This is a genomic window from Pseudomonas sp. LG1D9, assembly GCF_002949995.1.
Classification (GTDB): Bacteria; Pseudomonadota; Gammaproteobacteria; order Pseudomonadales; family Pseudomonadaceae; genus Aquipseudomonas; species Aquipseudomonas proteolytica.
Genome location: NZ_CP026881.1, coordinates 3,990,084 through 4,003,125, shown reverse-complemented (window position 1 = coordinate 4,003,125; position 13,042 = coordinate 3,990,084). Strand labels below are relative to the sequence as shown.

At 62.2% G+C, this 13,042-nt stretch carries 11 protein-coding genes; all 11 read right to left on the bottom strand.

All coding sequences use genetic code 11. From position 1 onward, the window contains the following. Positions 1–15: 15 nt before the first annotated feature. Entirely contained in the window at positions 16–564 is a 549-nt protein-coding gene (locus C5F71_RS18700; RefSeq protein WP_104911706.1) for a hypothetical protein, read from the bottom strand. A gap of 155 nt (positions 565–719) precedes the next feature. Further along, on the bottom strand, positions 720–1,436 hold the full coding sequence (locus C5F71_RS18695) for a TetR/AcrR family transcriptional regulator (RefSeq protein WP_029300174.1): 717 nt from the start codon (positions 1,434–1,436) through the stop codon (positions 720–722). Between the two features lie 108 nt (positions 1,437–1,544). Next, positions 1,545–3,047, bottom strand: coding sequence for a lysine--tRNA ligase (gene lysS / locus C5F71_RS18690; RefSeq protein WP_104911705.1), 1,503 nt, complete (start codon positions 3,045–3,047; stop codon positions 1,545–1,547). A 93-nt stretch (positions 3,048–3,140) separates the two neighbouring features. Then, positions 3,141–4,236, bottom strand: a protein-coding gene (gene prfB / locus C5F71_RS18685; RefSeq protein ID WP_104911704.1) for a peptide chain release factor 2 whose coding sequence is annotated in 2 segments (ribosomal slippage) — positions 3,141–4,163 and positions 4,165–4,236 — 1,095 coding nt in all. Because the reading frame shifts where the segments join, the coding sequence is not laid out codon by codon here. Positions 4,237–4,472: 236 nt separating this feature from the next. Next, the gene (locus C5F71_RS18680) at positions 4,473–5,474 is read right to left on the bottom strand and encodes a diguanylate cyclase domain-containing protein (protein ID WP_029300179.1); all 1,002 of its coding nucleotides are present in this window, start codon (positions 5,472–5,474) and stop codon (positions 4,473–4,475) included. A gap of 51 nt (positions 5,475–5,525) precedes the next feature. Continuing rightward, the gene (locus tag C5F71_RS18675) at positions 5,526–6,536 is read right to left on the bottom strand and encodes a chemotaxis response regulator protein-glutamate methylesterase (RefSeq protein WP_029300181.1); all 1,011 of its coding nucleotides are present in this window, start codon (positions 6,534–6,536) and stop codon (positions 5,526–5,528) included. Then, complete coding sequence (locus tag C5F71_RS18670; protein WP_029300183.1) at positions 6,533–8,830, bottom strand: hybrid sensor histidine kinase/response regulator; 2,298 nt, start codon at positions 8,828–8,830, stop codon at positions 6,533–6,535. Before C5F71_RS18670 ends, C5F71_RS18675 begins: the two co-directional genes overlap by 4 nt. Then, positions 8,827–9,525, bottom strand: coding sequence for a chemotaxis protein CheW (locus C5F71_RS18665; RefSeq protein ID WP_029300185.1), 699 nt, complete (start codon positions 9,523–9,525; stop codon positions 8,827–8,829). Before C5F71_RS18665 ends, C5F71_RS18670 begins: the two co-directional genes overlap by 4 nt. After that, entirely contained in the window at positions 9,522–10,787 is a 1,266-nt protein-coding gene (locus C5F71_RS18660) for a CheR family methyltransferase (RefSeq protein ID WP_092233916.1), read from the bottom strand. The genes C5F71_RS18665 and C5F71_RS18660 overlap by 4 nt, the downstream gene beginning before the upstream one ends. Next, entirely contained in the window at positions 10,787–11,308 is a 522-nt protein-coding gene (locus C5F71_RS18655; RefSeq protein WP_104911703.1) for a chemotaxis protein CheW, read from the bottom strand. Before C5F71_RS18655 ends, C5F71_RS18660 begins: the two co-directional genes overlap by 1 nt. After that, the gene (locus tag C5F71_RS18650; RefSeq protein WP_092233910.1) at positions 11,308–12,930 is read right to left on the bottom strand and encodes a methyl-accepting chemotaxis protein; all 1,623 of its coding nucleotides are present in this window, start codon (positions 12,928–12,930) and stop codon (positions 11,308–11,310) included. Before C5F71_RS18650 ends, C5F71_RS18655 begins: the two co-directional genes overlap by 1 nt. Positions 12,931–13,042: the final 112 nt, after the last annotated feature.

Here is a 13,042-nt window from a genome sequence, read left to right as displayed (position 1 = left end):
CTTCCTCTTTAAACGTTATTTGCCCACGCGCTGATAGCGCACGGCTTCGACAAACACATCGGCGTTGGCCGGATCATCCAGGTAAGCCAGGACCTGACTCATGGGGCTGTCGACCAATGTCCCGTCGCCCTCGACCGTCTCTACGCTGCTGCCCATCAGGATTTTCTGCGCGATGGCCTGGTTGATCGCCTCGGGATCGAGGTTATAGACCACCAGTTCGCGGGCATCATTGAATTCGAAGCCGGCCAGGATAAAGTGCCCGCCGAGCTTGTCCGGCAGCGGCGCCGACAGGTACCAGCGGTTGCCGTGGCGGGACACGCTGAACAGGTATTCGTCGCGCTTGACCGGCTTGGTCTGCGAGGTGCTCACCGCCTTGTAGCGACGCTTGCCCGCGCGGCTGATCTGCAGGTTGAGCGGTTCGCCCCAAGCGTTCTTGCTGGCCCACTTGCCCAACAGCGCCTCAGGCGCAGCCTCGCTGGCCGGCAAGGGCTCCTTGAAGGTCACCAAGCAGCCACTGAGCAACAGGAACGACATTGCGACTACCAGTACACGCCAAGCTTTCATCGGACACTCCAGCAATGAGCGATCTTCTGTAGGAGCGAGCTTGCTCGCGAAAAGCCTGAGGGCAACGCGGGGAGTCAGGTTCCCCGCGTCATCGTTAACGCCCTTCGCGAGCAAGCTCGCTCCTACATGGGCAGGTCCATAGTGCTGCTAAAACCTCAGACCGAAGCCAGGACCAGGTGCATGTAACGTTTGAGAATCTCGAGCATTTCTTCACCGGTCAGCGCCTCGGGCTCGAACAACAGGCCCTGATATTCCATCCGACTGATAATCGCCGTCAACACTTTGGCATCCTGTTGCGGCTCACGGGAACCCAGCACCTGGAAAAACTGGCAAGTGCCCTGCAACAAAATCTGCTGGTGAGAACGGACCAGCTCGCCCAGGCGCGGGTTCAACAAGGCCTCCTGGCGAAACGCCTGCTCGGCCATCAAGTATTCGCGACGGTTAAGCAGTTGGCGCAGGACGTAATCGGCGGTCAGGCGCGCAATATCATCGGCCAGTTGCGAGCGCGACTCGGCACTGCCATCTCCGTAGGCCACCATTTCTCGCAACAAGCCTTCGTTGCGCACCCACAACTTGCCCATGAACGCGGCACTGCGCTCCACATACTGGGCAAAGGTGTCGGTGAGCAGGTCGTCGATATCCTTGAAATAGTAGGTGGTGGCCGACAGCGGCACACCGGCCTCTGCCGCCACCGCCCGATGGCGCACGGCCCGCACGCCATCGCGCACGACAATACGCATGGCCGCGTCGAGAATATCCTGGCGACGCTGCTCGCTGCCCTGGCGGCTGGCCTTGCGGCCCTGGTACTGAACACTCTCTGCCACGGCGGCAGCGATGCCAGCGGCGCCTTCTTGAGCCATTACGCGCTTCACGAAAGATCGTCCTCTCACTCAACAAAAGTCTGGCGCCGTACGCTTGACGTTAGTACAGGCCACACAAAAAAGCCGCCTTATAAAAGGCGGCTTCGGCATTCGCTAAGACTACGCTTGTGGCCGCATATGCGGGAACAAGATCACATCGCGGATCGACGGTGAGTTGGTCAACAGCATCACCAGACGGTCGATACCAATACCTTCACCAGCCGTTGGCGGCATGCCGTACTCCAGCGCGCGAACAAAGTCGGCGTCGTAGTGCATGGCTTCGTCGTCACCGGCGTCCTTGTCGGCCACTTGGGCCATGAAGCGCTCAGCCTGGTCTTCGGCGTCATTCAACTCGGAGTAGGCGTTGGCGATTTCGCGACCACCGATGAACAGCTCGAAACGGTCGGTGACGTTCGGGTTGTCATCGTTGCGACGGGCCAGCGGCGAGACTTCGAATGGGTACTGGGTAATGAAGTGCGGCTGTTCCAGCTTGTGCTCCACCAGCTCTTCGAAAATCATCACCTGCAGCTTGCCCAGGCCTTCGAAGCCCAGGACCTTGGCCCCGGCTTTCTTGGCGATGGCACGGGCCTTGTCGATGTCGTTCAGGTCGTCAGCGGTCAGCTCAGGGTTGTACTTGAGGATCGAATCGAACACCGACAGGCGCACGAACGGCTCACCGAAGTGGAATACCTTGTCGCCGTACGGCACATCGGTGCTGCCCAGGACCAACTGCGCCAGCTCGCGGAACAGTTCTTCGGTCAGGTCCATGTTGTCTTCGTAGTCGGCGTAGGCCTGGTAGAACTCCAACATGGTGAATTCTGGGTTGTGACGGGTCGAGACACCTTCGTTGCGGAAGTTGCGGTTGATCTCGAACACTTTCTCAAAGCCACCGACCACCAGGCGCTTGAGGTACAGCTCCGGGGCGATGCGCAGGAACATTTCCATGTCCAGGGCATTGTGGTGGGTTTCGAACGGCTTGGCTGCCGCGCCACCCGGAATGGTCTGCAGCATCGGCGTCTCGACTTCGAGGAAGTCACGTGCCATCAGGAAGCTGCGGATGTGCGCGATCACTTGCGAACGCACACGGAAAGTCTGGCGCACTTCTTCGTTGACGATCAGGTCGACGTAGCGCTGGCGATAACGCTGCTCGGTGTCGGTCAGGCCGTGGTGCTTGTCTGGCAGCGGGCGCAGCGACTTGGTCAGCAGGCGCACGTTGGTCATTTCAACGTAGAGGTCGCCCTTGCCCGAACGGGCCAGGGTGCCTTCGGCGGCAATGATGTCGCCCATGTCCCAGGTTTTCACCGAGGCCAGGGTTTCTTCCGAGAGCGTCTTGCGGTTGACGTAGACCTGGATGCGCCCGGTCATGTCCTGGATCACCATGAACGAGCCACGGTTGAGCATGATGCGACCTGCAACCTTGACCGGAATCGCAGCTTCTGCCAGCTCTTCCTTGGTCTTGTCCGCGTACTGCTTCTGCAAGGCATCGCAGTAGTTTTCGCGGCGGAAGTCGTTGGGGAAGGCGTTACCCTTGGCGCGCTCGGCAGCAAGCTTTTCCTTGCGCAGGGCGATCAGAGAGTTTTCTTCCTGTTGCAGGGCCTGCGGATCGAGTTGTTGGTCGCTCATGTCTTTAAATATTCCATCTGGTTCGTTGTCCCAGGCGTAGGCCGGGGATCGCCGGCAAGCCGGCTCCTACAGGGATCGCGGTTTGTCAGCGTATTACAGGCCTGACTTCAGGCTGGCTTCCAGGTATTCGTCGATATCGCCGTCGAGCACCTTGTCGCAATCGCTGCGTTCGATGTTAGTGCGCAGATCCTTGATCCGCGACGCATCGAGCACATACGAACGGATCTGGTGACCCCAGCCGATATCCGATTTGGTGTCTTCCAGCGCCTGGGAAGCAGCGTTGCGCTTCTGCATCTCCTGCTCGTACAACTTGGCCCGCAGCATTTTCATGGCGGTGTCCTTGTTGGCGTGCTGGGAACGTTCGTTCTGGCAGCTGACCACGGTGTTGGTCGGTACGTGGGTGATACGTACGGCCGAGTCGGTGGTGTTTACGTGCTGACCACCGGCACCGGAGGAGCGGTAGGTGTCGATGCGCAGGTCGGCCGGGTTGATCTCGATTTCGACTTTGTCGTCGATCTCTGGCGAGACGAACACTGCAGAGAACGAGGTGTGGCGACGGTTGCCGGAGTCGAACGGGCTCTTGCGCACCAGGCGGTGAACGCCGATCTCGGTCCGCAGCCAGCCAAAGGCGTATTCACCCTTGATATGCACGGTCGCGCCCTTGATACCGGCGACTTCACCGGCGGACAGTTCCATGATGGTTGCTTCGAAACCGCGTTTGTCAGCCCAGCGCAGGTACATGCGCAGCAGGATGTTGGCCCAGTCCTGGGCTTCGGTGCCGCCGGAACCGGCCTGGATATCCAGGTAGGCGTTGTTCGGGTCCATTTCGTGGCTGAACATGCGGCGGAATTCGAGTTTGGCGAGGTTGTCCTCGAGACGGGCCAGCTCGGCGACGACATCGCCCACTGCGCCTTCGTCGTTTTCTTCGACGGCCATGTCCAGCAGGTCGCGGCAGTCGCCCAGACCGGTGTTCAATTCGTCGAGGGTGTCGACGATCTGCGCCAGCGCAGCGCGCTCGCGGCCCAGTTCCTGGGCGTATTCAGGTTTGTTCCAGACAGCCGGATCTTCAAGCTCGCGATTGACTTCGGTCAGACGCTCATGCTTTTGATCGTAGTCAAAGATACCCCCGAATAGTTTCGGAGCGCTCGGACAGGTCCTTGATGGTGTTAAGGATCGGGTTGATTTCCATGGCGGGCAGCACTCGTTGGCGAACTTTTGAAAGCCGGCGAGTATAACGGCAAAAGGCCGGAAACGGCAGTCCGCTTGGCCGAAAAGGCGGGGTTTGTGTGATATCCACAGACCGATAAAGAGCAAATGTGGGAGCTGGCTTGCCTGCGATGCAGACGCCTCGGTGTATCAAGTAGACCGAGGCGACGCCATCGCAGGCAAGCCAGCTCCTACATTGGGTTGGCGGTGTTCTGCGGGTTATTCGATCCCCACCTGGTTGCGCCCGTTATGCTTGGCCAGGTACAACCCCTTGTCCGCCGCCGAGATCAACTGCCGGCAATCGGTGCCCAGCAGCGGCGTCATGGTCGCCAGGCCAATGCTGATGGTCAGGCTTGCCCCGTCAGAAGGTGCGATGTGCGGGATCTTCAGCGCGGCAACGGCCTGGCGCAGTTTCTCGGCCACCAACCGCGCGCCACCCGGCGAAGTATTGGGCAGCACCAGGGCAAATTCCTCACCCCCGTAGCGCGCCGGCAGGTCCGAAGGGCGGCTGCTGGCATCGCGGATAGTCGCTGCCACCTTGCGCAACGCTTCATCACCTTCCAGATGCCCGAAGCTGTCGTTGTAGGTCTTGAAGAAATCCACGTCGATCATCAGTAACGACAGCTGGGTCTGGTCACGCATGGCACGCCGCCATTCCAGTTCCAGGTACTCGTCGAAATGCCGGCGGTTGGACAGCCCGGTCAAGCCATCGGAGTTCATCAAGCGTTGCAGGACCAGGTTGGTGTCCAGCAACTGTTGCTGGCTGACCCGCAGCGCACGGTAGGCCGCGTCCCGTTGCAGCAGGGTCATGTAGGAACGCGAGTGGTAGCGGATACGCGCCACCAGCTCGATGTTGTCCGGCAGTTTGACCAGGTAGTCATTGGCCCCGGCGGCAAACGCGGCGCTCTTGATCAGCGGGTCTTCCTTGGTGGAGAGCACGATGATCGGAATGTTCTGGGTCGCCGGGTGGTTGCGGTATTCGCGCACCAGGGTCAGGCCGTCCAGCCCGGGCATGACCAGGTCCTGGAGGATCACCGTCGGCTTGATGCGGATCGCCTGGGAGATCGCCTGGTGGGGGTCGGCACAAAAGTGGAAGTCGATATTGTCCTCATGGGCCAGACCGCGCCGCACGGCTTCGCCGATCATCGCCTGGTCGTCCACCAGCAACACCATGGCGGCGTTTTCGTCGGTCTTGAAGTCGTCGAGCTGTAAATCATTCATTTGCGGTCACCTGAGTTACTACGTGCAGGCCAGGACAGCGAGTCATATCGGTCATTTTGCGAATACCTCCAGCAATCGTGGCGCAATTCTGTCCAATGGGCGAATCTCAACAGCGGCATCAATCGCCGCTGCCGCTTTGGGCATGCCGTAAACTGCACAGCTCTGCTGATCCTGAGCGATGGTCAGATAGCCCTGCTGACGCATCAATTTGAGTCCCTGGGCTCCGTCGCGTCCCATGCCGGTCAGCAAGACGCCGACGGCATCGCCGTTCCAATGGCTGGCGACGCTCTCGAAAAACACGTCGATGGACGGCCGATAAATTTCGTTCACGGGCTCCGCCGTGTAGGCCAGCGTGCCGTTTTTCAGCAGCCGGATATGATGATTGGTGCCGGCCAGCAACACCACGCCACTCTGCGGGGGCTCCCCCTCACGCGCCAGGCGCACCGGCAGGCCCGAGGCACTGCTCAGCCACTCGGCCATGCCGGCGGCGAATACCTGGTCCACATGCTGCACCAGCACAATGGCTGCCGCAAAGTCCCGAGGCAAGCCCTTGAGCAGGATTTCCAGCGCGGCCGGACCGCCTGCCGAAGAGCCGATCGCCACCAGGCTCTGGCGTTTGCCGGTCCCCCGTGCGGGCACCGGTTCCGCCCGCACCCGGCTGCCGCGCTGGCCGATCAGCCAGCCAATATTGAGGATTTTGCGCAACAAGGGCGCGGCCGCCTCCTTGGCATCGCCAACCCCCAGCGCCGGGGTGTCCACCACATCCAGGGCGCCATGGCCCATGGCTTCGAAGACGCGGCTGACATTCTGCTGGCGATCCACCGTAACGATAACGATAGCGCATGGCGTCTCGGCCATGATTTGCCGGGTCGCCTCGACCCCATCCATCACCGGCATGATCAGGTCCATCAGGATCAGGTCCGGGGTCAACTCGGCGCAGCGCTGCACGGCTTCCAGGCCGTTAGTGGCGACCCACACCACCTCATGGGCCGGTTCGAGGCTCAAGGCCCGGCGCAATGCTTCGACCGCCAGGGGCATGTCATTGACGATGGCGATCTTCATGCGCGCGCCCCTCCAATCAGTTCCACCACCGCATCAAGCAGGGCGTCATCATGGAAGCTGGCCTTGGCCAGGTAATAGTCGGCGCCGGCATCCAGGCCACGACGCCGGTCTTCTTCGCGATCCTTATAAGACACCACCATCACCGGCAGCGACTGCAGGCGAGTGTCACGGCGCAACAGTGTGACCAATTCAATACCGTCCATGCGGGGCATATCAATGTCAGTGATCAGCAGGTCGAAGTCTTCGGAGCGCAGAGCATTCCAGCCATCCATACCATCGACGGCGACCGCCACGTCATATCCACGGTTAAGTAATAGCTTGCGCTGCAGTTCGCGCACGGTGAGTGAGTCATCCACCACCAGGATGCGCTTGCGCGCAGCCTCGACGGTTTGCTGGGCGCGTCGGGCAATGCGCTCCAGGCGGCCGGTGTTGAGCAACTTGTCCACCGAGCGCAGCATGTCCTCGACATCGACGATCAACACCACTGAACCGTCATCGAGCAGCGCGCCGGCAGAAATGTCCTGCACCTTGCCCAGGCGATCATCCAGCGGCAACACCACCAGGGTGCGCTCGCCGATAAAGCGTTCCACGGCAATCCCGTACACCGCTTCGCGCTCACGGATCACCACAACCTTGAGAGTGTCCTGGCTGGTCTGCCCCGGCGGGCGCTGCAACAGCTGGCTGGCCGCGACCAGGCCGACATGCCGGCCCTCGTGCCAGAAATGCTGGCGGCCTTCCAGTTGCACGATTTCGTCGGGCTCCAGGTCGCACATGCGTTCGATATGGGCCAGGGGGAAGGCGTAGGCTTCTTCGCCGACTTCCACCACCAGGCTGCGCACCACCGACAGGGTCAACGGCACTTCCAGATGAAAGCGGCTGCCCTGCCCCGCCGTCTGCTCCAGCACCACCGCGCCGCGCAATTGGCGGACCATGTGCTGCACCGCGTCCAGGCCAACGCCGCGCCCGGAGACCTCAGTGACCTTGTCGCGCAGGCTGAAGCCCGGCAAGAACAGGAAGGTCAGCAATTCCTCTTCGCTCAGGCGCAAGGCCGTTTCCAGCGGCGACAGATTGCGCTCGACAATACTGGCGCGCAGGCGCTCCAGATCGACGCCGTTGCCGTCATCGCTCAATTCCAGCACCAGCAGGCCAGCCTGGTGCGAGGCGCGCAGGCGGATCAGGCCCTCGGCCGGCTTGCCCGCCAGCAGGCGCTGCTCGGGCATTTCGATGCCGTGATCGACGGCATTGCGCAGCAAATGGGTCAGCGGCGCTTCAAGTTTTTCCAGGACATCGCGGTCCACCTGGGTCTTTTCGCCTTCGATTTCCAGACGCACCTGCTTGCCCAGGCTGCGGCCCAGGTCACGCACCATGCGCACCTGCCCCGCCAGTACATCGGCAAACGGCCGCATGCGACACGCCAGCGCCGTGTCATACAGCACCTGGGCACGCTGGCCGGCTTGCCAGCCGAATTCATCGAGCTCGGCGGTCTTTTCTGCCAGCAGCAACTGCGCTTCACCCAGCAGGCGGCGGGCATCGCCCAGGGCTTCCTGGGCTTCAAGGCTCAGGTCGAGGGTCTTGAGTTGGCCATCGAGGTTGTCCAGGGCCCGGGCGCCGTTGCTTTGAATGCGTTTGAGGCGTTGCAGGCTGGACAGGTACGGCTTGAGTCGCTGGGTTTCCACCAGGGACTTGCTGGACAGGTCCAACAGGCTGTTCAAGCGCTCGGCCGTGACCCGCAAGACCCGTTCGCCGCCTTCGGTCATGCGTTTGTTCTGGCGCGGCGCTTCACTGCCCAGGGGCGGCGCGGCCTCTGGTTCCGGGGGCAACAGCAGCGATTCTTCAAGGGACGGCAGCGGCTGCGCAAGCAGCTCCGGCACAGGCGGCGGTGCAACCACTTTGGCCGTGGGTTGCGAGGGGTCCAGCAAGCGCTCCATCAGCGCCACATACCCCTCGATATCGGCCGGGCCCACGGTATTGCCCGGTGTGGCAATGCGCATCAGCAGGTCAGTGCCCTGCAACAACGCGTCGATATGTTCGGGTTGCAGGTACAAGCGGCTTTCCTGGGCGCTGACCAGGCAATCTTCCATCACATGGGCAACGCTGACGCCGGCGTCGACCCCGACAATCCGCGCCGCGCCCTTAAGCGAATGCGCCGCGCGCATGCAGGCTTCAAGCTGGTCGGCCTGGGTCGGGTTGCGCTCCAGGGCCAGCAAGCCGGCGCTGAGCACCTGGGTCTGGGCATCGGCTTCCAGGCTGAACAGCTCCAGCAGCGAGGCGTCGCGCATCTGGTCGGGGGTCATGACAGGCTCCGGGTCACGGCAGACAGCAGTTGCGCCTCGTCCAGCCAGCGCAGGCTGCGGCCTTTGAACTGCAACACACCCTGGGTATAGCGCGCACTGGCCTGGGTGCCGGACGCAGATGCCGCTTTGAGGGTGCGCTCATCAATGGCGTGGATGCCATCCACTTCGTCCACCGGCACCACCACCGGGCCATCCTGCGCGGCAATGATCAACATGCGCGGCATGATCCGCCCACCGCTGGGGCCACCGGCGGTGCTGTCGAGCCCCAACAGCTCCACCAGGGACAGGCAGGCCACCAGCGCACCGCGCACATTGGCGACCCCGAGCAGCGCCCGGGAGCGCTGGTGGGGCAAGGAATGGATCGGCTGCAGGGGCGCTACTTCCACCAGGCAACGGGTGGCGATGCCCAGCCACTCCTCGCCCAAGCGGAACATCAGCAATGAACGGGTGGCGACCTCATCATCGGCCTGCGCGGCGACGGCATGACGATGGTCTTGCTGCGCCAAGGCATAACGATCCAGCAGGCGGGTGGCGGCTGCGGAATACACCGCGCAATTGCGGCAGTGGATATGCTCGGCCAGCAACGGGCAGGACTTGTCGCCGTGGATCCCAATGCGGTTCCAGCAATCATCGATAGCCTGGGTATCGGCAACCGTCAGGTCCAGGTCGGTATCCGGGGATGCAGAGCTACTCATCGTTTACGCTCACTGTCAGCGGCTCGCTCGCTGCGGGCAGCACGGGCTTGCAAGCGCCGCGCCCCCGCCGTATCGCCCTGGGATTCGAGCAGCGCGGCCAGGTGCATCAAGGCCTGCGGATGCTGGGGTTCCAGGTACAAGGCTTTTCGATAATACCCCTGGGCTTCGAGGGCGCTACCCGCCACGTCACTGAGCAGGCCCAGCCAGTAAAAGACCTGGGCCGCCGGTGGATGGTTTTGCAGGTAACGCTCGCAGGCAGCGCGGGCCTCAAGGCTTTTGCCTTCATTGGCCAGGGTCGCGATCTGACCGAGCAACTGCGCCGCATCCGAGTGCACGGGCGCAGGCTTGATCGGCACCACCGGCGCCGCGAATGCGCTGAAGGGTCGGGGCTTGCTCGGAATCGGCGCGGCGCTGCGCTGGGGCACCGCAGGCGGTACCGGGATGTAGACCGGATCGGGTACCGCTTCGGCATGACGGCTGAAGGCAAATGACTGCGGCACACCAATCGAGCGCATGCCCAGGCGTCCCAGCAGGCTGCCTTCGGCCGGGCCGATAAACAGCACGCCGTCGACATGGGTCAGGCCCTTGAGCACTTCAAATACCTGCTTCTGGGTCGGCTGGTCGAAGTAGATCAGCAGGTTGCGGCAGAACACAAAATCATAGGTGGGCTCGTTGGCCAACAGCTGCGGATCGAGCAGGTTGCCCACCTGCAGACGCACCTGTTCACGCACCCGGTCGCAGACACGGTAGCCATCCTCTTCGGCGCTGAAATGCCGCTCACGGAATTCGATGTCCTGGCCACGGAAGGAATTCTTGCCATACACCCCACGTCGCGCCCGCTCCACCGAGAGCGGGCTGACGTCCATGCCTTGCACCTTGAACTGGTGAGGCGAAAGGCCCGCATCGAGCAGGGCCATGGCGATGGAATAAGGCTCTTCACCGGTGGAGCACGGCAGGCTGAGGATGCGCAGGGCGCGCATGTGCTTGATCTCGCCCAGCCGCGCCACCGCTAGCCGCGCCAGGGTGGCAAAGGATTCGGGATAACGAAAAAACCAGGTCTCGGGGACGATGACCGCTTCGATCAGCGCCTGTTGTTCATCGCCGCTGGTTTGCAGGCGCTGCCAGTATTGATCGGCACTCAGCCCCTGCAACGCCTGGCTGCGCTGGCGCACGGCGCGCTCGATAATCGCCTCGCCCACCGAGGCGACATCCAGGCCGATTCGCTCCTTGAGGAAGTCGAAAAAGCGTTGGTCATTGCTCATTACACCTCCCCAGCAGTCAGGTCGGGGGCAAACAGCAGGGCACGGACCTCGGCGGTGAGCAGGTCGGCGACGCCGATCCACTGTGTCAGGCCCTGCTCGTCTTCGCGCACCGGCCCCAGGTACCGCGCTTGGCGATTGTCCAGGCCATAGGGTTGGAAATCCGCCGGATCGCAGCGCAGGGTGTCAGTCGCCTGTTCGAGGATCAGCCCCAGCCAGCGCGACTCCAGCCAAGCCTCTGGACGATAGTTGACCAGTACCAGCCGTGTGCTGGTGCGGGCCTGGGCCGGCTTACCAAAGGTCAGGGCGCTGAGGTCGATCACCGGCACCATGTTGCCGCGATGGGCAAAGATCCCGGCGACCCACACCGGCGCATGGGCGATGGGCTTGAGCGGCAGGCGCGGCAACACCTCGGCCACTTCCGTGGCCTTGAGGGCGTAGCGCTCGCTGCCGATATGAAACACCAGGAACAAGGCTTTTTTGGCTGCCGCCGCCACGCCGCGTTTCGCCGCTGGATCACTCATCAGACTTTGAAACGCGACACGCCGCTGCGCAAACCCACCGCAACCTGGCTCAATTCATCAATGGCAAAGCTGGCCTGGCGCAGCGACTCCACGGTCTGGCTGCTGGCGTCGCCCAACTGCACCAGCGCATGGTTGATCTGCTCGGCACCCGTGGCCTGGGCCTGCATGCCCTCGTTGACCATCAGCACCCGCGGCGCCAAGGCCTGGACCTGGTGGATGATCTGCGACAGTTGCTCGCCCACTTGCTGCACTTCGAACATGCCGCGACGCACTTCTTCGGAGAACTTATCCATGCCCATTACCCCAGCCGATACGGCGGACTGGATCTCGCGCACCATCTGCTCGATATCGTAGGTGGCCACGGCGGTCTGGTCTGCCAGGCGCCTTACTTCGGTGGCCACCACGGCAAAGCCGCGTCCGTACTCACCGGCTTTCTCGGCCTCGATGGCGGCATTGAGGGACAGCAGGTTGGTCTGATCGGCCACCTTGACGATCGTCACCACCACCTGGTTGATGTTGCCGGCCTTCTCATTGAGGATCGCCAACTTGGCGTTCACCAGATCGGCGGCGCCCATCACCGAGTGCATGGTTTCTTCCATGCGGGCCAGGCCTTGCTGGCCGGAACCGGCGGCCACCGAGGCCTGGTCGGCAGCGGTGGACACTTCGGTCATGGTGCGCACCAGGTCCTTGGACGTGGCCGCGATTTCCCGCGAAGTCGCACCGATTTCGGTGGTGGTGGCGGCGGTTTCAGTGGCGGTGGCCTGTTGCTGCTTGGAGGTGGCGGCAATCTCGGTCACCGACGTGGTGACCTGTACCGACGACCGCTGGGCCTGGGAGACCAGGGCGGTGAGTTCGGTCATCATGTCGTTGAAGCCGGTCTCGACGGCACCGAACTCGTCCTTGCGGTCCAGGTTCAGGCGCTTGCTCAGATCGCCGGTACGCATGGTTTCGAGGATATCGACGATGCGTTTCATCGGCGCCATGATCGCGCGCATCAGCAGCAGCCCGCACAGGGCGGCGGCGAGGATCGCGAGGAGCAGCGAAACGCCCATGCTGATTTTCGCCGCGGCCACGGCGTCATCGATGGCGGCGGTGGCGTCATCCGCGACTTTTTTGTTCTCGTTGATGATGTCGTTGAGCTTCATACGGCCTGCGGTCCAGGCCGGGGTCAGTTGCTCGTCGAACATCTTGACGGCCTCGGCCTCCTTGTTGGCCTGGTGCAGTTCCAGCACCTGGGCCAGCACCTGGTTGTACTTCTGGTGCAGGGTTTCGAAGGTGTCGAACTCCGTACGATCCTGGTCGATATTGATGGTCTTGACGTAACTGGCCATATGCTGCTCAAGGCGCGCCTCGAACGTCTTGTAATCCTGGCGGTCAGCATCGGAAATGCCCTGGTGCTCGCGCAAACCGATCAATTCCTGGGTCTGCAGGTAGCTGTCGACCCAGGCGCTGCGGATCATCGAGCTGAAAAACACCCCCGGCACGGCGTCGTCGCGCACCGAGTTTTCACTCGTTTCGATCTTCAGCAACCGTGAATACGAGACCACAACCATCAGCAGCATGATGGCGATAATGACCGCAAAGCTCGCCAATATGCGTTGGCGCAAGGTCCAGTTCTTCACAGTATTTCCTCGAGGGCCGATCAAATGCCGGGGAGTATAGCTGAGGCCGTGCCATCATTTATCAATGGGTTGTGGCCCAAGTCTCAAGGAATACAAAAACACCCCGCAACCT